Annotated in this window: 27 protein-coding genes; 17 read left to right on the forward strand and 10 right to left on the reverse strand. The window is 48.2% G+C overall.

All coding sequences use genetic code 11. The features are described from left to right. The first annotated feature begins 3 nt into the window (after positions 1-3). The 3 genes from G465_RS0103930 to G465_RS0103940 all read left to right on the forward strand — a co-directional run bounded on the left by G465_RS0103930 (position 4) and on the right by G465_RS0103940 (position 2,381). Entirely contained in the window at positions 4-825 is an 822-nt protein-coding gene (locus tag G465_RS0103930; RefSeq protein ID WP_022653183.1) for a crotonase/enoyl-CoA hydratase family protein, read from the forward strand. A gap of 66 nt (positions 826-891) precedes the next feature. Next, positions 892-1,671 carry a 3'-5' exonuclease gene (locus G465_RS0103935; protein WP_022653184.1) on the forward strand — a complete coding sequence of 260 codons (780 nt, stop codon included), beginning with the start codon at positions 892-894 and terminating at the stop codon, positions 1,669-1,671. Between the two features lie 107 nt (positions 1,672-1,778). Continuing rightward, positions 1,779-2,381 (forward strand): FMN-dependent NADH-azoreductase, encoded by a 603-nt coding sequence (locus G465_RS0103940; RefSeq protein WP_022653185.1) that lies wholly within the window; start codon positions 1,779-1,781, stop codon positions 2,379-2,381. On the opposite strand, the gene G465_RS0103945 is transcribed toward G465_RS0103940, so the two are convergent. Beyond that, entirely contained in the window at positions 2,378-3,277 is a 900-nt protein-coding gene (locus G465_RS0103945; RefSeq protein WP_022653186.1) for a recombination-associated protein RdgC, read from the reverse strand. The genes G465_RS0103940 and G465_RS0103945 overlap by 4 nt on opposite strands. Before the next feature lie 177 nt (positions 3,278-3,454). Beyond that, complete coding sequence (gene katG / locus G465_RS0103950) at positions 3,455-5,668, reverse strand: catalase/peroxidase HPI (protein ID WP_022653187.1); 2,214 nt, start codon at positions 5,666-5,668, stop codon at positions 3,455-3,457. A 368-nt stretch (positions 5,669-6,036) separates the two neighbouring features. Here katG and G465_RS0103955 point away from each other — a divergent pair, with 368 nt between their 5' ends. The 5 genes from G465_RS0103955 (at position 6,037) to G465_RS13410 (ending at position 9,168) form a co-directional block, all read left to right on the forward strand. Next, the gene (locus G465_RS0103955; RefSeq protein WP_022653189.1) at positions 6,037-6,384 is read left to right on the forward strand and encodes a hypothetical protein; all 348 of its coding nucleotides are present in this window, start codon (positions 6,037-6,039) and stop codon (positions 6,382-6,384) included. 37 nt (positions 6,385-6,421) lie between these two features. After that, the gene (locus G465_RS0103960; protein WP_022653190.1) at positions 6,422-7,063 is read left to right on the forward strand and encodes a hypothetical protein; all 642 of its coding nucleotides are present in this window, start codon (positions 6,422-6,424) and stop codon (positions 7,061-7,063) included. Between the two features lie 236 nt (positions 7,064-7,299). Continuing rightward, positions 7,300-7,755 (forward strand): hypothetical protein, encoded by a 456-nt coding sequence (locus G465_RS13400; protein WP_040399110.1) that lies wholly within the window; start codon positions 7,300-7,302, stop codon positions 7,753-7,755. Next, positions 7,752-8,381 carry a delta-class carbonic anhydrase gene (locus tag G465_RS13405; protein ID WP_040399112.1) on the forward strand — a complete coding sequence of 210 codons (630 nt, stop codon included), beginning with the start codon at positions 7,752-7,754 and terminating at the stop codon, positions 8,379-8,381. The genes G465_RS13400 and G465_RS13405 overlap by 4 nt, the downstream gene beginning before the upstream one ends. A 28-nt stretch (positions 8,382-8,409) precedes the next feature. Continuing rightward, entirely contained in the window at positions 8,410-9,168 is a 759-nt protein-coding gene (locus G465_RS13410) for an ankyrin repeat domain-containing protein (RefSeq protein WP_155846487.1), read from the forward strand. A gap of 36 nt (positions 9,169-9,204) precedes the next feature. Here G465_RS13410 and G465_RS13415 read toward each other — a convergent pair whose 3' ends face one another. From G465_RS13415 to G465_RS0103990, 4 genes are read right to left on the reverse strand one after another with little or no spacing between them, the layout of a single operon-like run. Further along, positions 9,205-9,552 (reverse strand): copper-binding protein, encoded by a 348-nt coding sequence (locus tag G465_RS13415; protein ID WP_022653192.1) that lies wholly within the window; start codon positions 9,550-9,552, stop codon positions 9,205-9,207. Next, positions 9,539-10,003 (reverse strand): cupredoxin domain-containing protein, encoded by a 465-nt coding sequence (locus G465_RS0103980; protein ID WP_022653194.1) that lies wholly within the window; start codon positions 10,001-10,003, stop codon positions 9,539-9,541. Before G465_RS0103980 ends, G465_RS13415 begins: the two co-directional genes overlap by 14 nt. Positions 10,004-10,017: 14 nt before the next feature. After that, entirely contained in the window at positions 10,018-11,403 is a 1,386-nt protein-coding gene (locus G465_RS0103985; protein WP_027405152.1) for a multicopper oxidase family protein, read from the reverse strand. 19 nt (positions 11,404-11,422) lie between these two features. After that, positions 11,423-12,526 carry a hypothetical protein gene (locus G465_RS0103990; protein ID WP_022653196.1) on the reverse strand — a complete coding sequence of 368 codons (1,104 nt, stop codon included), beginning with the start codon at positions 12,524-12,526 and terminating at the stop codon, positions 11,423-11,425. A 147-nt stretch (positions 12,527-12,673) separates the two neighbouring features. On the opposite strand from G465_RS0103990, the gene G465_RS0103995 reads away from it, so the two are divergent. The 4 genes from G465_RS0103995 to vapC all read left to right on the forward strand — a co-directional run bounded on the left by G465_RS0103995 (position 12,674) and on the right by vapC (position 15,408). Further along, on the forward strand, positions 12,674-13,363 hold the full coding sequence (locus G465_RS0103995; RefSeq protein ID WP_027405153.1) for a heavy metal response regulator transcription factor: 690 nt from the start codon (positions 12,674-12,676) through the stop codon (positions 13,361-13,363). After that, positions 13,357-14,742, forward strand: a complete 1,386-nt coding sequence (locus tag G465_RS13420; RefSeq protein ID WP_022653199.1) for a heavy metal sensor histidine kinase — start codon at positions 13,357-13,359, stop codon at positions 14,740-14,742. Before G465_RS0103995 ends, G465_RS13420 begins: the two co-directional genes overlap by 7 nt. An 85-nt stretch (positions 14,743-14,827) precedes the next feature. Then, on the forward strand, positions 14,828-15,022 hold the full coding sequence (locus tag G465_RS0104005) for a type II toxin-antitoxin system VapB family antitoxin (protein ID WP_022653200.1): 195 nt from the start codon (positions 14,828-14,830) through the stop codon (positions 15,020-15,022). Beyond that, positions 15,019-15,408 carry a type II toxin-antitoxin system VapC family toxin gene (vapC, locus tag G465_RS0104010; RefSeq protein WP_022653201.1) on the forward strand — a complete coding sequence of 130 codons (390 nt, stop codon included), beginning with the start codon at positions 15,019-15,021 and terminating at the stop codon, positions 15,406-15,408. The genes G465_RS0104005 and vapC overlap by 4 nt, the downstream gene beginning before the upstream one ends. Positions 15,409-15,451: 43 nt before the next feature. Here vapC and G465_RS0104015 read toward each other — a convergent pair whose 3' ends face one another. The 3 genes from G465_RS0104015 to G465_RS0104025 form a co-directional block, all read right to left on the reverse strand. Then, positions 15,452-16,348 (reverse strand): LysR family transcriptional regulator ArgP, encoded by an 897-nt coding sequence (locus G465_RS0104015; RefSeq protein ID WP_022653202.1) that lies wholly within the window; start codon positions 16,346-16,348, stop codon positions 15,452-15,454. Between the two features lie 136 nt (positions 16,349-16,484). After that, a complete protein-coding gene (locus G465_RS0104020) occupies positions 16,485-17,228 on the reverse strand; it encodes a metallophosphoesterase (RefSeq protein ID WP_027405154.1) in 744 nt (247 codons plus the stop codon). Between the two features lie 375 nt (positions 17,229-17,603). Then, entirely contained in the window at positions 17,604-18,212 is a 609-nt protein-coding gene (locus G465_RS0104025; protein WP_022653204.1) for a DUF5610 domain-containing protein, read from the reverse strand. A gap of 167 nt (positions 18,213-18,379) precedes the next feature. On the opposite strand from G465_RS0104025, the gene G465_RS0104030 reads away from it, so the two are divergent. Together G465_RS0104030 and G465_RS13425 are read left to right on the forward strand one after the other, a co-directional pair. After that, a complete protein-coding gene (locus tag G465_RS0104030) occupies positions 18,380-18,982 on the forward strand; it encodes a class I SAM-dependent methyltransferase (protein WP_022653205.1) in 603 nt (200 codons plus the stop codon). A gap of 45 nt (positions 18,983-19,027) precedes the next feature. Then, positions 19,028-20,353: an aminotransferase-like domain-containing protein gene (locus tag G465_RS13425; protein WP_281166772.1), complete on the forward strand. Its 1,326-nt coding sequence runs from the start codon at positions 19,028-19,030 to the stop codon at positions 20,351-20,353. On the opposite strand, the gene ccoG is transcribed toward G465_RS13425, so the two are convergent. Continuing rightward, positions 20,343-21,665, reverse strand: coding sequence for a cytochrome c oxidase accessory protein CcoG (ccoG, locus tag G465_RS13430; protein ID WP_040399113.1), 1,323 nt, complete (start codon positions 21,663-21,665; stop codon positions 20,343-20,345). The genes G465_RS13425 and ccoG overlap by 11 nt on opposite strands. A gap of 239 nt (positions 21,666-21,904) precedes the next feature. Here ccoG and G465_RS13435 point away from each other — a divergent pair, with 239 nt between their 5' ends. The 3 genes from G465_RS13435 to G465_RS0104055 form a co-directional block, all read left to right on the forward strand. Next, positions 21,905-23,566, forward strand: coding sequence for a methyl-accepting chemotaxis protein (locus G465_RS13435; RefSeq protein ID WP_081642688.1), 1,662 nt, complete (start codon positions 21,905-21,907; stop codon positions 23,564-23,566). A gap of 205 nt (positions 23,567-23,771) precedes the next feature. Then, positions 23,772-25,475 (forward strand): methyl-accepting chemotaxis protein, encoded by a 1,704-nt coding sequence (locus G465_RS13440; protein WP_162138807.1) that lies wholly within the window; start codon positions 23,772-23,774, stop codon positions 25,473-25,475. A gap of 225 nt (positions 25,476-25,700) precedes the next feature. Continuing rightward, the coding region (locus G465_RS0104055; RefSeq protein WP_155846488.1) for an RNA-guided endonuclease InsQ/TnpB family protein at positions 25,701-26,041 on the forward strand (341 nt) is incomplete at its 3' end.

Genomic DNA, 26,041 nt, shown 5'->3' on the forward strand with positions numbered 1-26,041 from the left:
TTCATGACTCATCCTACCTTTCCTCATCTCAATCTCTCGCAAGAGGGCCATGTCTTACACCTCGAACTTAATCGACCCGATAAATCCAACGCCCTGAACGATCCGCTGTGGCAATCGCTACGCCAAGCGTTTGAGTGGGCAGATGGTGAACCCAGTGTGCGCGTGGTGGTGTTGTCCGGTGCAGGGAAAAATTTCTGTGCAGGGATTGATTTGGCGATGTTGATGCAGCTTTCGCAGCTGATTGCTGATGATTGTGAAGGACGGAAACGGGAAAAATTACGGCGCAAAATTCTTGAATTACAGGCGGTCGCCAATGCGATTGAGCAATGCCGTAAACCGGTGATTGCTGCCTTGCATGGGGCTTGTGTCGGGGGGGCGATTGATTTAATCGTCGCGGCAGATATTCGCTATGCCAGTGCAGACGCCTATTTTGCCGTCAAAGAAATTGATATGGCGATGGCGGCAGATGTCGGGACGTTGCAACGCTTACCGCGTTTGGTCGGTGAAGGCATTGCCCGAGAATGGTGTTTAACCGGTCGCCGTGTAGCGGCGGCAGAAGCGGAATGGCGCGGCTTGGTCAACCAAGTGTTGCCCGATCAAACCCAGCTGTTAGAACATGCGTTTAGCCAAGCGCGTGCCTTGGCCGCCAAATCGCCTTTAGCCATGCGCGGCACCAAACAGGTGTTGAACTATAGCCGCGATCACAGCATTGCCGAAGGCTTGGAATATGTTGCAACGTGGAATGCTTCGATGTTGTTATCGAATGATATTCAAAGCGCAGTGATGGCCGCGATGCAAAATACTCAGCCAGATTTTGCTGATTAAATCGCAAGACTTGTATCATGTGCGCCAAGACAGAAAGATGCCGTTATCACTGACACGGGAGCGCACATGAAACAACCTATTCTTGCTTTTGATATTGAAACCATCCCTGATGTCCAAGGGTTGCGGGTATTACATGGCTTTGCGGCAGATATTTCCGACACCGATGTGGCGGAATATGCGTTTCAACGCCAACGCCAGAAAAATGGTTCCGATTTTTTGCCACATTATCTGCATCGGGTGTTGGCGATTTCTTGTGTATTGCGGTGGGAGGATAAAATCCATATCGCCACCCTCGGTCAGGTTGGTAGCAGTGAAGCTGAAATTATTCAAAAATTCTTTCAGTTAATTGAAAAATATACACCGCAATTAGTGACATGGAATGGTGGTGGTTTTGACTTGCCTGCACTGCACTACCGCGCCTTACTGCATGGGATTTATGCGGAACGATATTGGGATTTGGGTGATAATGACCGCGATTTTAAGTGGAATAATTACATCAGCCGCTATCACACCCGCCACCTCGATTTAATGGATATCCTCGCGATGTATCAACCACGCGCCAATGCGCCATTGGATGATATTGCGCGGCTATGTGGTTTCCCAGGGAAGCAAGGGATGGACGGCAGCCAAGTGTGGAGCGCGTACTTAGCCGGAGAAGAACAAGCCATTCGTGATTATTGTGAAACCGATGCCGCCAACACCTATCTGGTGTATTTGCGCTTTCAGATGATGCGCGGCCAACTCGATCAAGCGCAATACCAAGCCGAGTGCGATCGATTGCGCCATGCCCTGACACAAAAATCACAACCACATTGGCAAGCCTTTCTTGCCGCATGGTCAGCCTAATTCAAAAATATTGAACAAGATGGCGAAAAACTTTCGCTATCTTGTTACCTCATCCTTTCGTAAGCTGTGCGCATTGCTTACACGTTTTCTACGAAAGGATTTTTCTGATGGCCACTCTGTTAGTGATTCAATCCAGCCTCTCGACCACTGGTCAAGCGCGACAACTGGCACAACAATTTGCCAATACTTGGCAAACACAACATCCCGATGGTCAAGTAATTGTGCGCGATTTAGCCGCCAATCCCTTGCCCCATCTGAGTGATAGCGATATTGCCGCCTTCTTTTCACCAAGCGAAAGCTTAGATGATGTTGCGATGGCACGGCGGCAAGAATCGGACGATCTGATTGCTGAATTGCAAGCCGCTGATGCAGTGGTGATTGGAGTGCCGATGTATAACTTCGGTGTGCCGTCCACATTGAAAGCGTATTTCGACCGCATTGCCCGCGCTGGTGTGACTTTCAAATATACCGAACAAGGCCCAGTCGGTTTAATTGCAGATAAGCCCGTGTATTTGCTGGCAGCACGCGGCGGGCAATATGTCGGCACAGCCGCCGATAGTCAAACACCGTTCTTAACCACTTTCTTGAATTTTATCGGCTTGCGCTCACTGCACTATGTGTATGCCGAAGGTTTGAATATGGGCGCAGAATTGCGCGAGGCGGCCTTACGTCAAGCATCAGAAACAATTGACCGCCTCGCCCGCAGTTAATTCATTTCAATTTCTCCGCCAAGCGCCAGCAGCAAGGATTGCCATAACAAAGACAATTCTTGCTGCATTAAACTGGCGGTGGCCACAAATAAACTTTCAGGGTCTTCGCCTTCTTCGCTGGCTTCTTGTTGTACCGTATCTAAAAAACCAATTCGTTTTAATTGCAACGATTCGGTCAATGTAAAACGCACCCGCTCCTGAAAAACCAAACCCAATTGGCTAACGGTTTTACCTTGTAATAAATGTTGTTGAATTTCTGGCAAGGTTAAATCATGCCGTAAACAACGAATTACTGCACCATTTCCATCTTTTAATTCACAGTCATTATCTAAGGCAAAATCTGTTGGTGGCCCAGATAATAGCCATTCCGTCATCGCACTGGCCGGTGAACGTTCGGTGTGAAACAAACTCAGCGGCAGAACAGGGAGATGTTCGCGCAATACACTCAGCCATTCTTCCGCCCGTTTTGCTTGTGCGGCGTCAATCAGCAAATAGCCGCGTTCACGATCAAGCAAACCTTGAATCGTGCGTGATTTTGCAAAAGCACGCGGTAATAAATCATCAATCACATCTTGTTTAAGCGTACGTTGCTCTTTTTTACCCACACGACGTAGTTCTTCTTTTTCGATTTGTCCCACTTTTTGCGCCAACCGTTCTTTCACCACGCTGGTCGGCAACACTTTTTCTTCCCGTTTCAGCATCAACATCGAACAAGCCGGATTTGACCACGTCATTCTATCTGCCTGCTGCGGCAACACCGGCACCCATCCCGCCGAACTCAACTGCAATCCGGTACAGGGAAAAAATGGACGTTTTTGCAATGCCGTTTCTAACTGTTCAGCCGTTGGCATATTTTTTAATGGTAAACGAAAGCAAATTACATTTTTAAACCACATCAGATAAACCTCTTATCAAAAAATGACCATTATCGTTATTTTACGCTATCGCTAGCCTAGTCTCTACCATCGCTAAATTGGTATTTGTTTTGTTTTAATTAGAAAAATAAAAAAGCGCGGTATCAGATTCGATACCGCGCTGCGATGCCTTACCCTGTGGGGATTCAAGCAAGGGAATTAGTGTTGCAAATCAAAACGATCTAAATTCATCACTTTATCCCACGCTGCAACAAAATCACGCACAAACTTCTCTTTTACATCGTCTTGGGCATAGACCTCGGCCAAAGCGCGTAATTGCGAATTAGAGCCAAAGACCAAATCCACACGGCTTGCTGTCCATTTAATATGGCCGGTCTGCCGGTCACGTCCTTCAAAATGTTGGGCATCATCAGCAGTAGGCCGCCAAACAGTGCTCATGTCCAACAGGTTAACAAAGAAATCATTGCTCAAGACCTGTGGCTGTGTGGTGAACACACCTTCTGCTGCACCACCAACATTTGCGCCTAACACTCGCAAACCTCCGACCAACACGGTCATTTCTGGTGCACTCAAGGTCAACAACTGGGCTTTATCAATCAGCATTTCCTCGGCAGGGACGGCATAAACTTGTTTTTGATAGTTACGGAAACCATCGGCTGCCGGTTCTAACACAGCAAACGACGCCACATCGGTTTGCTCTTGTGTTGCATCCATCCGCCCCGGGGTAAAGGGCACAGTGACCGATACACCAGCAGCTTGCGCGGCGGCTTCGACTGCGGCACAACCAGCCAACACAATCAAATCAGCCAGCGACACTTTTTTGCCATCAGTTTGAGCAACATTGAATTGTTGTTGCACCGTTTCCAACACAGCCAACACCTTGGCTAATTGTGCGGGTTGGTTAACCGCCCAATCTTTCTGCGGTGCTAACCGAATGCGGGCGCCATTCGCTCCACCACGCAAATCGGAACCACGGAAAGTCGAAGCCGAGGCCCACGCGGTCGCCACCCATTCAGCAATCGACACCTCCGAAGCCAACAGGGTGTGTTTCAAAGCTGCAATATCAGCAGCGTCAATCACAGGATGATCCAAAGCAGGAATCGGGTCTTGCCAAATTAAGGTTTCGCTTGGGACTTCTGGCCCTAAATAACGGGTTTTTGGCCCCATATCGCGGTGTGTCAATTTGAACCAAGCGCGTGCAAAAGCATCGGCAAATGCGGCAGGGTCTTGGTGGAAACGGCGCGAGATGGGTTCATAAATTGGGTCGAAACGCAATGACAAATCCGCTGTGGTCATCATCGGTGGGTGTTTTTTCGATGGATCGTGAGCATCGGGAATCAAATGCTCTGGTTTGCAATCTTTTGCCACCCATTGATGTGCACCAGCAGGGCTCTTTGTCAGCTCCCATTCATAGCCAAACAACATATCAAAATAGCCGTTATCCCACTGCGTCGGATTGGGTTTCCACGCCCCTTCAATGCCACTGGTGGTGGTATGCACGCCTTTTCCGGTACCCAATTGATTGAACCAACCTAACCCTTGCTGTTCAATCGGTGCGGCTTCAGGCTCAGGGCCAACTAATTTTGGATCACCGGCACCATGTGCTTTACCAAAGGTATGCCCACCGGCAACCAACGCCACCGTTTCTTCATCATTCATTGCCATCCGCGCAAAGGTTTCACGCACATCACGTCCGGATGCAACAGGATCGGGGTTACCGTCTGGGCCTTCAGGATTGACATAAATCAGCCCCATTTGCACAGCCGCCAGAGGATTAGCTAATTCACGTTCACCGGAATAGCGGCTATTCGCTTTGTCGCTTGTCGCCAGCCATTCTTTTTCTGCGCCCCAATAAATGTCTTCTTCTGGCTGCCAAATATCTGCGCGGCCACCGCCGAAACCAAAGGTTTTGAAACCCATGGATTCTAAAGCACAGTTCCCCGCCAAAATCATCAAATCAGCCCATGAAATTTTGTTACCGTATTTTTGTTTGATCGGCCACAACAAGCGGCGGGCTTTGTCGAGGTTGCCGTTATCTGGCCAACTGTTGATAGGGGCAAAGCGTTGGTTACCGGTACCTGCCCCCCCTCGGCCATCAGCGGTACGATAGGTACCCGCACTGTGCCACGCCATACGGATAAACAAACCACCATAATGCCCCCAATCCGCCGGCCACCAATCTTGTGAGACAGTCATTAAGGCATACAAGTCTTGTTTCAGGGCGTCGTAGTCGAGTTGGTTAAACGCTTTGGCATAGTCAAAGTCGCCACCAAGGGGATTAGAAGCAGGGGCGTGTTGATGGAGGATGTTGAGGTTCAGCGCCTTTGGCCACCAATCGCGATTAGATTGTGCACCATGTGTAGTACGTGCGCCGTGCATTGCCGCAAAGGGGCATTTTTTCTCATTGCTCATCGGTGTTTCTCCATTGTTTTAGGTATCGCACAAAACACATCCACCCTGACGGCCTTGCTGTGATGTCAGACTGAACAAACAGTTGATGGCTACAGCATAGACAAGAAAAAATGATTTATCTAATTGATTAGATGGATGGCGTCGATAGCAAGAAACAATGAATTTTTCGAGAAAAGCGAAAACCCGCTAAATGCCGGTGGCAGCAAGGATTAGCGGATTTTTGCAACTGCAGTGAGAGCAAATTTGTGTGGTGTGAATTTTTTAGCTGAGGCGCAGTCTCTTTGTGCATTGCTTCCACTAATGTTGTAGCATGGAGAGACAACATCAAGCATGGAGAGACAACATCATTAAGAATTGAGGTTGTTATTATGCGTTTACAGACACTTTCCGCTTATAGACTGACATCCAAAGCAATCACAACAAATCGAACATTTACTACATCGAACGGGGTCAGTTTCTCTATTTTTGTTTCTAAGGATTCCGACTCTCTCGTTCAATACTATATTGTCGAATCACACTGGCAAGAAACAGCACATTCTAAAATTATTCCTCTTGCTCAGATTCAATTAAGTAAAACAACAGGAAAAATGAAAGTTACTACATTCCAGCCTGAAAATTGGAACTTAAAAATTAGCACTGAGGAGTTTATGCAATATATCAACGAATGTGCGCCAGATCTTTTTTCTTCAGATCAAAGTACGACTCTTATTCATTAACATGGAGCAAAAATCATCCACTCAGGCAACTTAAGATATGTGTCCAACTATTATTGCAGATGTGCATGAAAAAATACCACTTAGCTGCAGCACACTAGCAGAATATGAAATTAACACTATTATTGACGCCAAAATCATTGAAAACTTTGGCCCCAATCAGCTTTCAGTGCGATTCTCTCTCATGGAGGGAGAACATTGTGGCGCAGTGTCAGTAGAAATTATCCAAGAAAAATCCCTTCCATATCCAATAGGCAATGTTGATTTTCAAAAACTAAGTGACAGTGGAACCTGTTTAGAGAAAGGCGCGCAAATAAAAAGTGCTTATTTCATTCAAGATTTTCGAGGTTTAGGGTTAGGCATAACGGTTTATGAGCTAATAGCAAAACATTATTTATTAGTCAGCGATACAATTCAAACTCATGATGGCTCAACCTTTTGGAAGTTTAAACTAGGTGACCATGACTCTCTTGAGGTTCACATCGTTTATTTACCAAAAAGTGGTATTCCCTATAAAATGGTTGATAGAAATGGCAAACCAGAAATCTATCATTACACCAGAGAAGAATTAGAACCAAAGATCTGGGGCTTAGAATCACCAGATGCAGTTCACCAATTTATCAACGCATCCTCAGAAGACACGCGTAGCAACGTGGTGCTGACAGCGACTTTCCGAAAATAATCAGCATCTCCAACGGGATGGCCTAACACGGTCAGCATGTCTAGTTTTGCTCTTCAAGTTTGTATTAAGTCAGACACCTTGCAGCAAAAAAATTTTCTTGTTGTAGCACATTAACAAATCGCTTAGGATTTTCCGGATACGCTATTCATACAGCGTATGCAACAATCGAACAAAAAAACAAAATCCAGCAGTAACAACAGAAAGGTTGTCCTTAACCCAACACAAAGCGAGACATCATGCAAAAACACATGCTTTTCGTGCTAGCCACCGCTGCCATGCTTCCGATTCATGCCAATGCACGAGACACCTCCCACGGTTCACATGGCCCTGTTTCCGATCAAGTCATCATCGAACAAGAAGCCAACTTAGCCAAAAACACCGAAAACAAATGCTTCGGGCTGCAGGCACCGCGTGATATCGACGCTGTTGAAGGCAATAATCCCATCATCTTTAACACCGCACCGCCTTACACACAGGTAAATCAACTCCCGTCTAAAGACAGAAGCTTTATGGTCAGGAAAACCCGCCACATTCCGGACATTTACAAGGCCGGTTGCACAAACGGCAGTTTGTGCAATCCCCCGTTATTCGGCTTTGCCGCCATGCCACGAGAGGGATGCGGGCGACGTACTGACGATAGCGCAATTCCTCCCCTAACTCAAGTCAGGGGTTTCCTCGCGGAGGTTCTATGAACCTGTGTAACATCCATTTCCATAAAAACGCCGAGCACAAAGGCGGGGAATTTACTGTTTATGCAGGCAATGGTGACGGGCATGGCTATGAAACTGGGTTTAAGTATTCCGGCAAACTGAGCAAATCGGAACTGTCTCCCGTGAAAAACGGCGTCTGTCCAAGTGCCCACGGTAGCCTACAATCTGGCGATACCATCGAATTGCACTATGTTCACTCATCAGCACAAGTCAAACCGGGCCCGACCTTGGGCGCCTGTTTGAGCGAAGCAGTGAAAAACCCACAGCTACGGGTGGAAGCACAGGTATATGTGCTGGTCAATGATCCGAAAGCCTTGGACTTTAACGAACTGACACGGCATGGCGAGAAAAACGGCTACCAACAAGCGTTAGGCATCCCAACCAACACCGGCGAACCTATTCAATATGCCGGCTCAACCACCGGCCCCACCTATAACGAACAAGGTTCACCCTTACAAGTGAGTTGGAGTGTTCGGCCTAAAGTGGCAAAGGTGAATATCAAAACCGTGGGCGAATGGTGTAAAGGCAATGCTTTTAAAGAAGACCACGCGCATGGGGTAAGAAACTTAGTGTTAAATCGCAAATTGCTGTCACCAATGACGCGCTAACCCGCTCTCATTCAAGAGGGGGTTGGTCATGTTGACGAATCCCCCTTGCTATTGTCCTTTCTGCCAAATCGCCACCATGTTAAAACCTCAGCATATTATTCCGCTGTTGATGGGCGCGTTATTGATCAGCAAAACGCAATCTGCCCACAGTGCAGAGCCGCCCCACCACACTCCCCATCAAAGTATTGCGATTTTAAATAACCAGATGTACAACATCGGCGAAACGGATCCACAACTCGAACGCTTTGTAGCAGCAGAGAAAAAGGCCGCCGCCGAGATTCGAGCCTATATTGATCGCGGTGTTGAGCCTAATTTATTGATTGAACGCAATGAAACTGGACAAACGCCGCTTATTGCTGCAGCGTTTATGGGTTATCCAAATGTGATCAAAGAATTATTACGTTCAAATGTCACCTTAAGCGCTATCAATGCCACCAATCAGCTTGGCTTATCGGCATGGGTATCGGCCAATATCGGATATCGCCAAGCGATTTGGGCATGTCAGCCAAAAGTATTTGAAAATCCTTTTGTGTTAGTGCCGATTTTTGTCAGTCGCCCTTATTATTTACAGGACGATAACCCCTACCATAAAAGCCGCGATTTACTGGCAGCAGCAGGGGCAAAAGCAGATATGGCAGAAGCAAAGCAATTTTGGCTGAATCATTGCACCGACCAAACAAAAACAACCCGCCAGCGAGTCACCGCCAGCCAAGATTTATTAGCGACCGTCTTAGATGAAGGCGAAGAAGTGTTAAATCGTTTTATGGCAGAAAGACGAAAAAAATAAAAGCTAGGCAAGAATCCCGCCTAGCTTTTATGCATTTTATTGCGCGGTAATTTGCACAATCACCAATCGCTTTTTATCGTCTTTGATCTGAAATTTAATCTTTTGTCCGACCTCGACTTTTTCTAATAAAGCGCGGTCATCGACCTGAAACACCATCGTCATCGGTGGCATATCCCATGCCACAATCGGGCCATGCTTAATGGTGATTTTTCCTGCAGCGAAATCCACCCGCCGTACTTCACCCTCGCTCTCAGCCAATGCCGGTAGCGGAGCAGCCGCGTGATGCTGATGGGACGATTCAGCATGGCTGATGGTTGGGAACACAGCAACAACACTTAGCACCGCCAGCGCCAGCACAATCGGAGTTTGTTTAACGCTGAACATGGATTTTCCCTTTCATCCCAGCTTGAAAATGACTGGGAAATAAACACGCAAAATGCACTTCACCGCTTTGATTGAAATGCCACAGCAATTCCCCTTCAGTTCCACCGGCTAGTGATAACGTATTGGGCTCTTCATGCTGCATATTGGGAAATTTTTTCATCATTTCATAATGTTGCAGCAAATCGCTCTGTGAACCGAGCGTAAATTCATGTTGCAATTTACCGGTGTTTTTCACCGCAAAACGAATGGTTTCCCCTGCTTTTACTTTAATTTGTGCCGGTTCAAAACGCATATTGTCCGACATCACCACCGCCACCGTGCTCGAAATCGGCTTGCCTTGCCCCGGCTCGCCAATGGCTGCTGTGGTGTGGTGTTGATGGTCATGGCTGCCAGCAGCCAACGCTGTTGTAGTGGCAAGGCTAAGACTTAATGCCAAAAATAATGTTTTCATCTCACATCCTGTATTTAATGATGTCCGTCGGTGGGATTTTTTTGCCGCACGCGCCATTCTGCCGGCTGTGTGGTGTGTGGTTTTGCTGCCGTTGCAGTCGGAACAGCGCCACGATATTCATACGCCACTGTTCCTTTCGGATGGCTAAACCACCCCGGATCGCTGTAATCATTCGGCTTTTGGTGTCGCCGCACTTTTAACACCGTGAACATACCGCCCATTTCCAACGGGCCAAATGGGCCGTGGCCGGTCATCATTGGCGCGGTGTTATCGGGTAATAGCATTTCCATGCTGCCCATGTCCGCCATACCGCGCTCACCCATCACCATGTAATCTGGCACCAGTTTTTGAATTTTCTGCACCAAACCGCGATGATCGACACCAATCATGGTCGGGACGTTGTGCCCCATCGCATTCATGGTGTGGTGGCTCTTATGGCAGTGCATCGCCCAATCGCCTTCTTCATCGGCAATCAATTCCAACTGTCGCATCTGCCCAACGGCAATATCGGTGGTGACCTCTGGCCAGCGTGCGCTTTTAGGTACCGGCCCGCCATCCGTACCGGTAACCATAAATTCATGGCCATGTAGATGAATCGGATGGTTGGTCATGGTGAGATTGCCAACACGAATCCGCACCTTGTCATTCAAGCGCACATTGAGTGAGTCAATCGCCGGAAAAATGCGGCTGTTCCATGCCCAGATATTGAAATCGGTCATGGTGTTGACCTTTGGTGTTTTGCTACCTGGTTCGATATCAAACGCATTTAACAAAAAACAAAAATCACGATCGACTTCATCAATCAATGGGTGAGGCTGTTTGGGGTGGGTAATCCACATGCCGTGCATCCCCATGGCCATTTGCACCATTTCATCAGCGTGGGGATGGTACATAAACGTTCCCGGGCGACGGGCAGTAAACTCATAGACAAAGGTTTTACCGGGGGGAATCGCCGATTGTGTCAACCCAGACACCCCATCCATCCCATTCGGCAACCGCTGGCCGTGCCAATGCACGCTGGTGTGTTCGGGCAGCCGATTGGTAACAAATATCCTGACTTTATCCCCTTCAACCACTTCAATGGTTGGGCCGGGACTTTGGCCGTTATACCCCCAGAGTTGCGCCACAAAACCCGGTGCCATCTCACGCACCACCGGTTCAGCTACCAGATGAAATTCTTTCACACCATCACGCATCCGCCACGGCAGAGTCCAACCATTGAGCGTTACCACTGGGCGATAGGGGCGACCATTTGGCGGAAACAGTGGGGCAGCTGTTTTAACAGATGCCTGAGACACCGGCTCTGGCAATGCAGCGAGTGCCGCCCGCGCCACTCCTGCGCCTACAACGGCGGCGGCGGTACCTAAAAATAACCGGCGTTTATTGAGATCAATCGTCATCTTTTGTTCTCCCATGCGCTCAATGCGCTGCCGCGCCAGCAGGCGCACCTGCGCTGCCGCTGGATAATTGAATTGGGTGTTTTGGTAGGTTGCCCTGCAACACCCACAACAACTCCATTTCTGCCAACCAAAAATCGCGGTTTGCTTCAATTGCATCGCGGATGGTCTGGGCACGGTTACGAGTTTCGGCAAGTAAATCCCATGTGCTCAATAACATACCGTTATAACGCAAGAGGGTTTCTTCATGAATTTGCTGCTGTAGCGGCACAATTTGGGTTTGATAACTGCTGGCTTGTTGATAAGCGGTCAGATAGGCTTGATAGCTAAACTCGGCATTCGCCTGTGTCGCCAGTTGTTCTTTGCGTGGTAATTGCTGCAAGACTTGTTGCAGATGTTGTTGAAATTCATGCGCTGACAAAGCTTGTTTTGGAACATCAGGCAACCGGGCTGGCAATGTCAACGGCTGGTGATGGCTCACCACCCACTGCTTTAATACCTGTTGCAGTTGTTGTCGTTGTTGTTTTGCTTGATATTGACTGCGTTGGGTTTGTAACTTGGCTTGTAATAGCATGCCCTGTTGTTGTGCGGCTTGCAGTTGACTCCAATTCCCCACTTTGGCCATCCGTTGCCCAAGTTCAGCAGCGGCTTCGACAGCGCTCAAGGCATCCGCTTGATAACGCTGCATCTGTTCCGCCGCCACAGCCAATACCCAAGCGCGGCGCGCTTCATAAGCGGTTTCCCACACGTCTTCAGCATGGTCGATACGCTGATACTGTTGTGGGGTGAGCAATAGCCATTGCCCTTCTGCAATGTGATTTTGTTGTATGTTTCCCAGCTTTGCCAATGGTCGCATCAAGCTAGGATGGGCTTGCCATGCCAATCGCACCGCCTCGGCAGCAGAAGTCAGCGGCAACACAGCGGCATCGTGAGGGGGTGTTGTGGTGGGTGGGGGAGCGGCGTGCTGCGCTTCCCATTTCACAATATCCACATGGCCACGCGGAAATTGCGCCACGTGTTGATTGGCACTTTGCCAATCGCCAGCCTGTGTCACAACGGAATGGGTTTCGGCTAACACAGTCAAGGATAGACTGGCTAACCATGCCCCGAGCCAAACAGATTTCATTGTTATCACCGATGCAAAGGGTAGAGATGACATTGTGGGTGAACACACCCAACAACCACCTGACAGCCAGATGACAAAATTGTCATCTTCCACTTTTGCCGATGAAAGCTGGCACACTGTCGGCCGGTGTTAAAAGAGAGTCCCAAATTGAAAATTTTATTGGTCGAAGACGAGCACAAAACAGGTGAATACTTAAAACAAGGTCTCGGCGAGGCCGGGTTTATGGTCGATCTTGTCAACAATGGCCTAGATGGTTTGCACTATGCGCTTGAGCACAGTTATGCCCTGTTGATTTTGGATGTGATGTTGCCGCAATTAGATGGGTGGCAAATATTGAACGAGCTACGCCAGCGCGGCATTGACACCCCAGTGTTATTCCTGACCGCCCGCGATCAAGTCGAAGATCGAGTAAAAGGTTTGGAATTGGGCGCGGATGATTATTTGGTGAAACCATTTTCGTTTGCCGAATTATTAGCACGGGTACGAACCTTGTTACGCCGTGGCCGCAGCGCACCCGACGCCCACCGCCTACAGTTGGCCAATTTAGAAATGGATTTGTTACGGCGGCGCGTCGTGCGTGATGGTAAGCGTATTCACCTGACCAGCAAGGAATTTGCTTTGTTAGAGCTGTTATTACGCCGACAAGGCGAGGTTTTACCACGCTCGCTGATTGCATCGCAGGTGTGGGACATGAATTTTGACAGTGATACCAATGTGATTGATGTCGCCATGCGCCGGTTACGCAATAAGATCGATGAAGGTTTTGAACCAAAGTTGATTCATACCGTACGCGGCATGGGATATGTCTTAGAGCAGCAGGATGAGTTGGCATGTTAAAAACGCGGTCACTCACGCGGCGGTTAACTTGGCTTTATATCGCAGTGTCTAGCTTGGTGTTGCTCGGTTTTGGTAGTTTGGTTGCCCTTGCTATTTCACAGCATTTTGCTGAACTCGATCAACAATACCTTGCCGATAAGCTGCATGTGATTCAAAACATCCACGCTCACGACCCACACCATACAGCCAACGCATTACACCCAATCGTTGACGGCCATCATGGTTTATCCGTCCAGCTCTATCAGCAAGGCAAACTTATCTATCAATCTGCGCCCCAACCAGCAGCCATCGGTTTGCATCCGCTTCCCTTAGATACGCTGTTCTCGTTATCAGAACAGGGCGAGAATTATCATGGTTTATGTGTGGCTAATACACAAAATGCACAAAGCGAGACCCTACCCTCTTCTGTCCGTTGTGCGCTGTTAAACACCCGTCATCACCAACATTTTATGGATTGGTTGCTGATGGTGTTGGGTTTATCTATCGTCGCCGCCGCCGCAGTAGCAGGGGTATTGGGCTGGTGGGCGACCCGACGTGGCCTCGCCCCGTTACATGACATTAAACAACAGCTGCAACATATCACTGCACAACGATTAGATGTGACCCTGACGGTTGATAGTGTGCCAGCCGAGATGACGGATTTAGTCAATTCCTTAAATGGTTTGTTATGGCGTTTGCAGCATGATTTTCAGCGGTTGTCTGAATTTTCGTCTGACTTAGCCCATGAACTACGCACACCGTTAAGCAATTTACTGACGGAAACCCAAGTCGCGATTTCTCAAGCACGAAGTGCCGACAGTTATCGACAAACACTGGCTTCGAATGCGGAAGAGTTTGAGCGTTTGGCGCGCATGGTGTCGGATATGCTGTTCCTCGCCAAAACAGAACATGGCCTTAGCTTGCCCAGTTGTGTGCCGTTGCCATTGGAAACCGAGGTTCACGCGCTATTTGAGTTTTATGAGGCTTTAGCAGAAGAAAAAAATGTCCTTTTGCAATGTGATGGTCAGTTAACCATAGAAGGAGATAAGCTGATGTTGCGGCGAGCGTTAAGCAATTTGTTATCGAATGCCTTACGCTATGCCCCAGCCGGAGGATGGATTCGGGTTGAGATGACAAGTGATACCGAGGGAGGCAGTTTACAGGTCAGTAATAATGGGCCAGCGATTGCGGCAGACGATTTACCCCGTTTGTTTGATCGGTTTTTTCGTGCGGATAAATCGCGGCTACATAGTGAAGGAAGTGGTTTAGGGTTGGCGATTACACGGTCGATTGTGGAATTACACGGCGGTACCATCTCAGCCACCTCCACCCCAACACGCACCAGTTTTCGCTTGTTTTTTCCGAGGAAAACACCATCAAAACCACACGCTTCAAAGTAGTTCTACTAAGATTAACGACAAGCCACTCCCCACAAACCCAATTTCTTATGAAAATCATGCAAAGAAAATCAGGAGCGTAACCATTATGCAAACCAATATCTCAATCGATGAGAATTTAATCAATGACGTCTTGCGATTGACCGGCCTGAAAACGAAAAAAGAAGCCGTTGAAGAAGGCTTGAAAACGCTGATTCGTTTAGCAAAACAGGAAGAAATCAGAAAATTAAGAGGACAGATTCAATGGGAAGGTAACCTAGAAGAAATGAGGACAGATAAATGATTTTAGTTGACTCTAGTGTTTGGATTGACTATTTCCGCGGAGTAGATTCACCACAAACAAAACAGTTAGACAATTTACTTATGACTCAACCAGTCTCAATCGGTGACTTGATCCTTGCTGAGGTTTTACAGGGCTGTGCCAGTGAAACCGACTTCAACCGTGTAAAACGAGTTCTGTTAAATCTTGAGATTGTTGAGCTTGGAGGAGTTGATATTGCTCTACAAGCGGCAACAAATTACAGAGTATTAAGGAAAATCGGCATTACCATTAGAAAAACCATCGACGTTGTGATTGCAACCTACTGCATACAAAATGGATATTTTTTGTTACACAACGATAGAGATTTTTTGCCCTTTACAGAGCATCTAGGACTTGCAACTCTCTGAAAAATAATTACATAAAAAATCGGATGCCAACATCACCAAACAATCAAACCATCGGCAACAACACTTTAGCCGCATGATCGGCGATACATTGCGACAACTCCTCAAACCTCGGGGATTGCACAGTCCAATGATGCCAAAATAATGGCACATCAGAAGGACGATGAGGGGCGAGATCGACCAGACGTTGACGAGCAATATCATCGGCCAACTGCTGCTCTGGCACCATTCCATAGCCAAACCCTAAGCGAATCGCACCAATAAAAGCATCACTAGAAGGCAGATAATGACAAGGATAGGCCTCATCAGGCAGTCCTAATTCACGCAACAAAAAATCAGCCTGCAAACGATCTTTACGATCAAACACCATCACCGGCGCATATCGCGCTGCCTCACGCTGCAACCCATCAGGGAAATACTGGCGTTGAAAGGCAAGCGAAGCCACCAAACGATAACGCATGATACCCAACGGCAACGCGGTACACCCACGCATCGCACGCGATGAGCTGGAAATACATCCCAACACCAAACCGGCTTCCATCTGAGCATGCGTATGGTCTTGGTCATCGACCCGAATATCTAACAACAGGCGTTGCTGCTGCACAAAATCGGCTAAAGCTGGCAATAACCACGTCGCCAAGGTGTCGTTATTCACTGCCAGACCCAAGCGCAACGGGGCATTGCGTAAGTCGAGAAATGACTGGCTAAACTCCTCCTCCAATGCACATTGCCGCCGTAAGTATTGCACCAAAAACCGCCCAGCATGGGTTGTACGACATGGCCGACTGCGTACCACCAACGGCATACCTAATTCGGTTTCTAATGCACGCACTCGCTGAGACACGGCAGAGGGCGTTAAATGTAGCTGTTGTGCGGCCTGTTCAAAACTGCCACTGTCAATCACAGCCAACAAAGCTTGGGTTTTACGGTTGTCGAGTTGCATAAAAAAATAAAGCAAAAGAAAGGTAAAGAATGGTAACCGCTGTCAGCACAAAAAAAACAGCAAACCAATGCGGCTTGCTGCTTCCAAAGGTTGTGTTGCACAACAGGATTTACTGGAATACCTTGATATAAGGTTGTTACTGAATGGGGTCGGTATGGGCAGTCGGTTGTGCAGCATTGATCTGCACCAAGCTTAAATGACCATCACCATACGCACAATTCACCCCAAATACCGCGCCGGTATCAATCACAAACAGATTACCGAGTGGCGTGACGCAATCTTGTGGGGTATGGCCAGCATAAATACGCGCAATGCCCTCCACTCCCGTACGATCTTGTTTATTGGCGCGATAGCGACCCCATAAACACGTCTGCACAGTTTTAGTTTTTTCGGCGCGCAGGGCGTTAGTAAATTCTTGCCAATCCATGCCCAGCGGCACTTCCGCATGAATAATGCCCACCAAGCCATTCGGTGTTTCAACTTCAATCGCAAATGGCAAAGCACAAATTTTATCTAATACACGGTAGCGGTCGTCATCGGAGATGTCATACCACCATTCAACCCCATTTTGCTTGGCCCACTCGGCAATGTGGCTCAGATCGGGCGTACCATCGACATACATATCCAACAACATATCTTCATGGTTGCCCATCACCGGATAGAAAAATGGCTGTTGTAGAAACTCCAGACAACGTAGTGACTCCGGCCCACGATCAATCAAATCCCCCACGGAAAATAGGCGATCTTTACCCGGGTCGAAATCAATACAAGCCAGTGCCTGTTCTAGTAAAGAATAACAACCATGTATATCGCCCACAACAAAATCACGGCCTGTTTCATTGATTGAAAAACGGCGAACCATTTGTAAATTATCATCCATTTTAGTGCGTCCTTTGCGTCGGGTAAAAACAACTTTGGGTTTGAAAAAATACTGATAGAGAGAACGAAAAAACGTCAGACCAACCATACCACCTCTTCTTAACTTGTTGTTGTATCAGTAGTTACCAAGCCACATTAGCAGTTAATTCCATCGCTGACAACTCTGTCGCCCCTTGTGGGTGCATGGCCAGCGTGGAGAAAGTCAATAAACAAAACATAATCAATTCAATCTATTTTTTATTTTCAAAAAATAAATATCCCGTAGAATATAAAAATAGAAAAAATGCGTTAACTTAATATATTTCAATTTTTAATTTGAAATAAAAAAACGGGGGCGGTGAGTCGCACTCACCGCCCCCGCCTTCACGATTAAACTTTATTCTGCTGCAGGTGTCGCGTTTGCTTCACGTTGTTGCTGAATCGCCGACAAGGCATTGCTTAAGAAATCGTCGTAGCCTTTTTGCACCAACTCATAGGTTTTGTTAATCCCTTCGGCAACATTTCCATTGAGCACGCCCAAGCCTTGCAAAATCTGGCTGGCTTCGTTAAAGCCCTTTTCAAAACCACCACGAATCACGCCCACAAAATCTTTCACCAAGGTTTCTGGGTCTTTGTCTGGATTTTGCGCGGCATAGGCGCCAAAGAAAGCCGTGGTCAATGACACGATGCGGTCAGCAGTGCCTTCGGGCGAGTTGTCTTGCCCCATCGCATTTTGAATGGCATTTGGCCCTAAACTGGGTTCAAGCTCGAGATTGATCGCTTCAACTGCCGAGCGATACAACAACGCCTGTGATTTATCACCGGCTTTAATCGACACTTCCAACGCCGATTGCACCACTCGGGCATTCAGTTGTTCTTGTGCGGTCAGTTCAGCGGTTTTTTCTTCTTTTTTTACCGCATTGGTTTGTTCTTTCTCAGTTTTTTTCACTGAGGTCTCAGCTGTCACAGGGCGGCTGTTGGCAGCGATAGCGCTAGAATAGGTCATGGTGGCTCTCCACAAAAGTAAGCAAAATCCGCTTATCTGCAGTATCGTCCACCACTAGATAAGCTTGAAGCAGAAACAAAAACTTTTCTCGCTTTAATTGATATCATCCACCCTGCCCCCATACATCGCCGCACTGTCATCGACAAAAACCGAAGAAAGTATCCACCATGACCTCTGTTTCTCACTTCGATCAAGCGGCACAAGGCTGGGAACAACGTCCCATCTCACAACAACTGGCCAGCAGCATTCCCACCGCGATTCAACAAGCAATTGCCTTACAACCACAGCATCGGCTGTTGGATTTTGGCGCGGGGACGGGTTTGTTAAGCGCAGCCTTGGCATCACAGGTGGCGGAGATCGTGGCGTTGGACACGTCCGATGCCATGTTAGCGGTGTTGGCAGAGAAACAACTGCCGAATGTGCGTATTGTGAATCAAGATATTTTTCACGGCATGGCTGACACCTTTGATGGTGTAGTCAGCTGTATGGCAGTGCATCATGTTGCTGACACGGCGGGATTATTCACCGTCTTTTTTCAACATCTCGTCAGTGGTGGTTTTATTGCCATTGCCGATCTCGATCAAGAAGATGGCAGTTTTCACGGTGATAACGAGGGCAAAGGGGTGAAGCACTTGGGGTTTGATCGGCAACAACTGAGCACGATGTTGCAGAACATTGGCTATCAAGCTATCGCGTTTCACACCGCAGTGAATGTTGAAAAAGATGGCCGCAGCTATCCGGTTTTTCTGCTAATTGCCCGTAAACCCTGAGTTTAGCCAGTTTTGAATAAAAGCACCCGACTGCTGCATTTTTTCTTGCAAGCCATAGAAGGCGAAATTTACGCGCACGGCGACCGCTTGCCTTCTTTGCGCGAGGTGTGCCGCGTGCATCAGGTGAGCATGTCCACCGCCAAAAAAGTCTATTACGACTTAGAACGGCAAGGTTATGTGCAAGCCTGTCCACGCGAGGGCTTTCGTGTCCTTACCGGTGCGCGGCCAACGATCAACAACACAGAATTGGCCGATTGGCGTTGGCAATTACAACAACCTGCGCCAGCGGCATGGGGCTCACCTTTTATTCATCCCAGTTTGGCTTATGCGCCCAGTTTGGCACAAACGTATCAACGTGCTCTGCGCCATCCTCCCAGTGATCATCCCCCAATGGCAGGTTTTGATCCGCTGCGACGACAAATTGCCCGCCGTTATCTTGAGCAAGGGGTGGCTGTCGATTGGCGTCAGTTGTTAATCACCTGTGGTGCTATGGAAGGCTTACAGCTGGCATTGCGTGTGGTCAGTCAGGCTAAGCCACAGGCAAAAATTGTGGTGATGACACCGGCTTTCCCCAGCGTGTTTGATTTGTTGCAACAAGCCCAAATTCCGTACTGTTGTCTTGCGGTTGAACAAGAAGACGACTTGGTACCACAGTTGGCAGCATTGGCAAGCACCAACGCTTTAGCCGGCGTGGTTTTAATGAGTCAATGCCGCCATCCCGATGGCAAGGCGTTGTCAGATCGCTGCAAAACGGCTTTAGTCGAATTTGCCACGCAACAGCAGCTCCCGTTGATCGAAGATGATACCTACCGCGAGTTGATTTACGATGGACAACCGCGTTTGCCGTTATTGGCCTTAGATCGACAAGGGATTGTGTTGCACACCGCTTCTTTTTCTAAAACCTTTGCCAGCGGTCATCGGGTCGGTTGGTTAGCAACGGGGCGCTTTCATCATGCGATTTGTGCCTTGAAACACAGTTCAACACTCGGCTCGCCCCTGCCCAGCCAACACGCTCTAGCCACTTTTTTAGCCGAAGACCAAGCTGAACCGCATTTGAGCCGCCTGCGCCCACTGTTACAACAACGGATTCAGCTGATGCGCGACACCGCTTTAGCGGTTTTCCCAACAGGGACACAGATTGAGACACCAGCAGGCGGCTATTTTTTATGGGTGAAACTCCCGAGTGAGCTCGATCCGATGGCGGTGTTGCCCTTGGCACTGCGACAGGGGATTCACTTTGCGCCGGGTAGCTTGTGCCAACCGCATCAAGCCCCCCATTATCTACGACTCAATGCCAGTGCTTATTTGCCTGCTCAAGCTGCGTATCTCACCCAACTCGGTTCACTGTTACAACATTCGCTCAATCCGTAAAGAAACGCGAATGTTCAATCCGTTGCTGGCCGGTTTGTGACTCGGTCAACACCCACTCAATTTCATGCCCCCCTGCAGTGACAGCTTCATCCATCGGTAAGGTCAAACTTAATGACAGTTCTGTGCGCGACAGAGGCGGTACTGTCACCAGATATGGTTGTGCCGGCAGGGTCAGTTGTGGCAGACCACGCGCTTCAAGTTGGAATTGCACTGGCTGTTCTCGCCCATTGCTCAGACGCAAGACATAATCGTTTTGCCATTCCCCCTCGCTGGTTTGCCGCACCAGTTGTTGCCGATCGCGCAAGACATCCATTTTAAAAGGAATATGATTTGCCAAACCCCACCCCATCGCCGCGATCACCAACAGCAACCCTGCGCTATACAACACCGTTTTGAAACGCCATAACGGCATTTTTTCTGCATCAGCAGGGGCATAACGAATTAAACCGCGTGGTTTGTGAATTTTCTCCATCACCTGATCACAGGCATCAATACAGGCGGCACAGCTGGTACATTCGTACTGTAGGCCATTGCGAATATCAATCCCTGTCGGACACACTTGGACACAGATACCGCAATCGACACAATCGCCTTTTGCCCCATCTTGCCCTCGGCGCGGCTCGCCACGAGGCGTGTCATACGCCACCACCCAAGTATGGCGGTCGAACATGACGCCCTGAAAGCGGGCATACGGGCACATGTGTTTACAGACTGCCTCGCGCAGACGATCGGCCAAAACAAAGGTAAATACCGCATAAGACAACAACCAAAACGCCTCCCAATAGCCCATGTCCAGCGTCAATAGCTGTGTCCCCAAGGTGCGCGCAGGAGAAAACCACGCGACAAAGGTAAAGCCAGTCCATAAACAGAAGGCGATCGCTAAGCCATAGCGCGCTGATTTGCGGAGGATTTTTTCAAGATGCCACGGTTGTTGTGCCAATTTACGGCGGGCAACATGGTCGCCCTCACACAGTCGCTCAATCCATAACATGATTTGTGAATAGACGGTTTGTGGACAGCTATAACCACACCACACCCGCCCGACAATGGTTGTCCATAAGAACAAGGCAAACGCACAGGCCATCAACAGCGCAGCGAGATAGATGAAATCCTGTGGCCAAAACACCCACGGCCCAATCAACAACCGGCTGTGTTCAATATCAAACCAAATCGCCTGCCGCCCTTGCCAATTTACCCACGGCATCACAAAGAAAAATAATTGTGTCAGCAACACCATACCGACACGCCAATAGTTAAAGCGACCATGCACAAGGCGGGGATAAAACGTCATGGTCTGTTGTTTTGCTGTCATTGCCTACACTCACTCAGGAATGAAAGTCAGCATCGTAGACAGCGACTGACTGAGAAAATAGTCACAGCAATGCACCAACTTAGATACACAGCAAAACCAAAACCAAAATAAAAAAAGAATTTTTTTGCAAAAACTCCACTTATAGCAAAATATTGACAAAATTTTATGCCATATTAAAATGCCGACACGCTAAAAGCACTATTTTAGTGCAAACCTCTTTCTCATCGCCAAGGTGTGTTATGCGATTAAGCCATCTCAAAATCCATGTCCAGTTGTTCCTTCTCACTGTTTCAATGATCGTTGTGCTGTTAATTGTTGGTGTACAGTCCTTTATTGCCTCTAACGATAGCCTAACCCGCGCCAAAGACATCTACGACAATCAGCTTATTGCCATCATCCAGCTAGGTGAAGTCGAAAACGCCATTAGCCAAAACCGGATGCAAATGATGTTAGGGACGTTTGCCAGCACCTCACTCGGTGATATTCCTCCTAACGCAGCTCAACGCGATCAATACTTCAATGCCATTGCTACAACACGCGCCAAACGCGATCAACAATGGCAAGCCTATATGGCCACTTATCTGACCGATAACGAAAAAAAATTAGCAGAAGTTGCCGCCACCGCCATGCGGCAATACGATCAAATGGCCGACCGCTATATCGCCTTGATTCGTGCAGATCAATTAAGCGATGCTGAACGCTTCCGGTTAAAAGAGCTCACACCACAAGGGCGGAGCATGAATGAGGCCCTGAGCGCGCTCATTGCCTATCAAAAAGACACGGCCGAACGCGATTACCTCAGCAACCAGGCCAACATGGAACGGGAGAAATGGATTAACTTAGTGTTAATTGTGTTGGGTGTGGTGGGTAGTCTGGGTCTAGCGTGGATTATTGGCCGCAGCGTGACACGCCCGCTTGCCGAAACGGTCAAAATTGCCCAAGCGATTGCCAATAAACAACTCGACATCTCGGTGCCACGCGGTGGTGATAATGAAGTGGGGCAACTCTTGGCTGCCTGTCGCCAGATGCGTGATGCCTTAAACGAAACACTTTTATTAGTTCATCGCAACTCTTCAGAAGTCACCTCAGCCGCAATGCAGCTACGCGAAAATGCCGGTCATATCCGTCATGCGTCGCAGCAACAAAGCGAAGCCGCCAGTGCTATGGCTGCTGCTGTCGAAGAATTGACCACCAGCATCGACCAAGTCTCACATCGCACCCAAGCGGTACAAAACGATGTTGACCATGCTCATGAACAATCGATCTCGGGCAAAAAGATTGTCAGCCATACCGCAGAAGAAATGCGAAAAATTGCGGATAAAGTCCGCGCTTCGGCTCAGATGACACGCCAACTGGGAGAGCGTTCGCAGGCCATCGACAGTATTGTCGCGGTGATTCGTGATATTGCGGAACAAACTAATTTATTGGCCCTGAATGCGGCAATTGAAGCCGCCCGCGCCGGTGAACAAGGGCGCGGCTTTGCCGTAGTGGCCGATGAAGTGCGGAAATTGGCCGAACGAACCGCACAATCTACCCAACAAATTGGTGAAATGATTGGCGCCATCCGCAACGAGATTGAAGTTGTGGTGAAAGATATGCAGGAAGGGGAAACCCACATGCAAGGTGGGGTGGAGTTGGCAGAAAAAGCACAGCAAGCAATTGATGCCATCACACAAAGCACCGCCAGCATTCACCGTGCCGTGAATGATATTTCTCATGCCTTGCAAGAACAAACCTCGGCCAGCATGGATGTTTCGCGCAATGTAGAGCATGTGGCGCAAATGTCGGAGGAAAATAGCAGCGCCGTAGGCCAAACCGCCGACTCTGCGCAACATTTACAACACCTCTCGCAACAATTAGATGACGTGGTCAAACAATTTAGTTTACGCGGATCGAACTAAAACACCATAAATCCTTTTTTTACAGACACTTACACAACCCTATTTCTGTTGCGGGAATAGGGTTTTTTGTCGAAAACAACAAAAATAGAAATTAACAATTGATAAAACTTAATCGCATAACATAGAATCATATTCTCGATTTTTTTCAGAAACGGAGTGGGGTATGTCTGGTGTGCGAGTACGTTCCATTTTTATAGCATTGATAGTGTTCTCATCACTTTTGTTATCTCTGACACTGCTATCACTCACCAAGCTTTCGACAGCCGCAGATGACCTCGCTGAAGCCAATGCCAAACGCTATCAATCCTATTTGTTGGCCGATATGCTGCGGCAAAGCTCAGACGACCTCACTCGTTTAGCACGAACTTATGTCTTGACCGGCGACAGCCGCTATGAACAGCAATACCGGGATATTTTGGCGATTCGGAATGGCGAAAAACCGATGCCACAGGCTTATGAACGGATTTATTGGGATTTTGTTGCAGCAGGCGAAACCCAGCCGCGTCCCAATGGACGGCAAGTAGCGTTGCTGGATTTAATGAAAGAAGCCGGTTTTTCTGAAGCAGAATTTGCCAAGCTGAACGAAGCCAAAGCCAATTCTGACGGTTTGGTGAAAACAGAAACCATCGCCATGAATGCGATGAAGGGAAAATTTGAGGATGGCCAAGGGGGGTTTACTCGCACAGCCGATCCCGATCCGTTACTGGCGCAACGTCTGATGCATGATGCAGCCTACCACCGCGAAAAAGCTAAAATTATGAAGTCGGTGGACGAGTTTTTTGTTTTGCTCGACCAACGCACCCAAGGCGCGGTTGATCAAGCGGTGGCGGCCAAAGACATGGCGGAGTTTTGGGCTTGGACAGCGCTGGCGATCAATTTAATTGGTTTGGCTTTAGGTCTGTTATATAGCTATCGCGTCTTACTCAATGTATTAGGTGGCGAACCTGCGGCAGTGTTAGAAGTGGTGAAACAAATTGCAGCCGGTAATTTACGCACCCCCGCCACTGCCGCCAAGAAAGACAGCCTGTTACACCATGTCCATCACATGCAACATGCGCTGCGGCAAACCGTACATCTGATTCAAAACAAGGCGCAAGAAGTGGACAGCGCCAGCAATGAATTATCTTCAGTCACCGAACAAATTGGCACTGCAGCACAACAACAATCGCAATCCGCCGCCAGCATGGCCGCTTCGATGGAAGAACTGAGTTCGAGTATTGAACATGTTTCACAACAAACGGGCAGCGTCAGTGAGCGTTCTTTACATACGACTGAGCAAATTAACCAAGCGATTGAAGTCATTTTGCGTTTAGATCAAGAGATCAACAAAATTGCCAGCTTGGCTAATGAATCGAATCAAACGGTTTCCCAGCTCGATGCCATGTCGGCGCAAATTGCTTCTGTAGTCAGCATTATTCGTGACATTGCCGACCAAACCAATTTATTGGCACTGAACGCAGCAATTGAAGCAGCGCGAGCCGGTGAGCAAGGGCGCGGGTTTGCGGTGGTGGCGGACGAGGTGCGGAAATTGGCCGAGCGTACCGCCACGGCGACATTTGATATTCAAAATATGATTCAAAAAGTCACCAACTGCACTGCCCAAGCCAATCAATTAACCCAATCACAATCGGCACAGGTGCATGTTGGCAGTCAGTTGGCACAAAATGCCAAGGAGGTGATTGACGGGGTAACGAAAGAATCTAGCCACACCGTACAATCGGTGCAACAGCTCAATCATTCATTCCGCGAACAATCCACTGTCAGCCATCAACTGGCACATCAAGTGGAACATATTGCCCAAATGAGTGAAGAAACACATGCGGCAGTGAACCAAATTGCCCAAGCCGCAAGACGTTTGCGTGGCTTAGCGCATGATATGCACCACTCGTCTATGCAATTCCAAACTTAACCCCACATCGGCATAGACAGCACCACAAAAACAGAGAACAATCCCGTGTTAGAAAAAATCCAACTACACTAAACAATCGCTATTTTATCCCCTGCGCCGTAAAACCTCGCCATTCATGGCGGGTATATCAGGCGCAAACGGCAAAGCCGTTTTTTTTGGGTTTAGTGTTGCGGTTGTAAAGTAAAAACAAATCGATGTTTGCTTTGCGGTTTGTATAATGAGCGCATGAAACGACTCCAAGCCTTCAAATTCCAACTGACACCTAATGGCCAGCAAAAACGACACATGTCGCGCTTTGCGGGTTTGTGTCGGTTCGTCTTTAATAAGGCGTTGGCGTTGCAAAAGCAATGGTATCAGACTGACCCGACAAGCAAGTTTTCTTACGTCAAATTGGCCAATCTATTACCCAGTTGGAAGCAAGAATTTACTTGGCTAAGTGAGTCTCCCAGTCAAGCCTTGCAACAGGCTTTGAAGGACTTAGAACGAGCGTATCAAAACTTCTTTGCCAAACGTACCGCATTTCCAAAGTTCAAGAAAAAAGGCGTGAGCGATAGTTTTCGCTATCC

It is taken from the genome of Aquaspirillum serpens DSM 68 (assembly GCF_000420525.1).
Taxonomy (GTDB): Bacteria; Pseudomonadota; Gammaproteobacteria; order Burkholderiales; family Aquaspirillaceae; genus Aquaspirillum; species Aquaspirillum serpens.

Bases quoted from the DNA above. Each gene is read 5' to 3' on its own strand.
- G465_RS0103930 (WP_022653183.1), top strand. From the start codon at position 4: ATGACTCATCCTACCTTTCCTCATCTCAATCTCTCGCAAGAGGGCCAT.
- G465_RS0103935 (WP_022653184.1), top strand. From the start codon at position 892: ATGAAACAACCTATTCTTGCTTTTGATATTGAAACCATCCCTGATGTC.
- G465_RS0103940 (WP_022653185.1), top strand. From the start codon at position 1,779: ATGGCCACTCTGTTAGTGATTCAATCCAGCCTCTCGACCACTGGTCAA.
- G465_RS0103945 (WP_022653186.1), bottom strand. From the start codon at position 3,277: ATGTGGTTTAAAAATGTAATTTGCTTTCGTTTACCATTAAAAAATATG.
- katG (WP_022653187.1), bottom strand. From the start codon at position 5,668: ATGAGCAATGAGAAAAAATGCCCCTTTGCGGCAATGCACGGCGCACGT.
- G465_RS0103955 (WP_022653189.1), top strand. From the start codon at position 6,037: ATGCGTTTACAGACACTTTCCGCTTATAGACTGACATCCAAAGCAATC.
- G465_RS0103960 (WP_022653190.1), top strand. From the start codon at position 6,422: ATGTGTCCAACTATTATTGCAGATGTGCATGAAAAAATACCACTTAGC.
- G465_RS13400 (WP_040399110.1), top strand. From the start codon at position 7,300: ATGCAAAAACACATGCTTTTCGTGCTAGCCACCGCTGCCATGCTTCCG.
- G465_RS13405 (WP_040399112.1), top strand. From the start codon at position 7,752: ATGAACCTGTGTAACATCCATTTCCATAAAAACGCCGAGCACAAAGGC.
- G465_RS13410 (WP_155846487.1), top strand. From the start codon at position 8,410: ATGTTGACGAATCCCCCTTGCTATTGTCCTTTCTGCCAAATCGCCACC.
- G465_RS13415 (WP_022653192.1), bottom strand. From the start codon at position 9,552: ATGTTCAGCGTTAAACAAACTCCGATTGTGCTGGCGCTGGCGGTGCTA.
- G465_RS0103980 (WP_022653194.1), bottom strand. From the start codon at position 10,003: ATGAAAACATTATTTTTGGCATTAAGTCTTAGCCTTGCCACTACAACA.
- G465_RS0103985 (WP_027405152.1), bottom strand. From the start codon at position 11,403: ATGACGATTGATCTCAATAAACGCCGGTTATTTTTAGGTACCGCCGCC.
- G465_RS0103990 (WP_022653196.1), bottom strand. From the start codon at position 12,526: ATGAAATCTGTTTGGCTCGGGGCATGGTTAGCCAGTCTATCCTTGACT.
- G465_RS13420 (WP_022653199.1), top strand. From the start codon at position 13,357: ATGTTAAAAACGCGGTCACTCACGCGGCGGTTAACTTGGCTTTATATC.
- G465_RS0104005 (WP_022653200.1), top strand. From the start codon at position 14,828: ATGCAAACCAATATCTCAATCGATGAGAATTTAATCAATGACGTCTTG.
- vapC (WP_022653201.1), top strand. From the start codon at position 15,019: ATGATTTTAGTTGACTCTAGTGTTTGGATTGACTATTTCCGCGGAGTA.
- G465_RS0104015 (WP_022653202.1), bottom strand. From the start codon at position 16,348: ATGCAACTCGACAACCGTAAAACCCAAGCTTTGTTGGCTGTGATTGAC.
- G465_RS0104020 (WP_027405154.1), bottom strand. From the start codon at position 17,228: ATGGATGATAATTTACAAATGGTTCGCCGTTTTTCAATCAATGAAACA.
- G465_RS0104025 (WP_022653204.1), bottom strand. From the start codon at position 18,212: ATGACCTATTCTAGCGCTATCGCTGCCAACAGCCGCCCTGTGACAGCT.
- G465_RS0104030 (WP_022653205.1), top strand. From the start codon at position 18,380: ATGACCTCTGTTTCTCACTTCGATCAAGCGGCACAAGGCTGGGAACAA.
- ccoG (WP_040399113.1), bottom strand. From the start codon at position 21,665: ATGACAGCAAAACAACAGACCATGACGTTTTATCCCCGCCTTGTGCAT.
- G465_RS13435 (WP_081642688.1), top strand. From the start codon at position 21,905: ATGCGATTAAGCCATCTCAAAATCCATGTCCAGTTGTTCCTTCTCACT.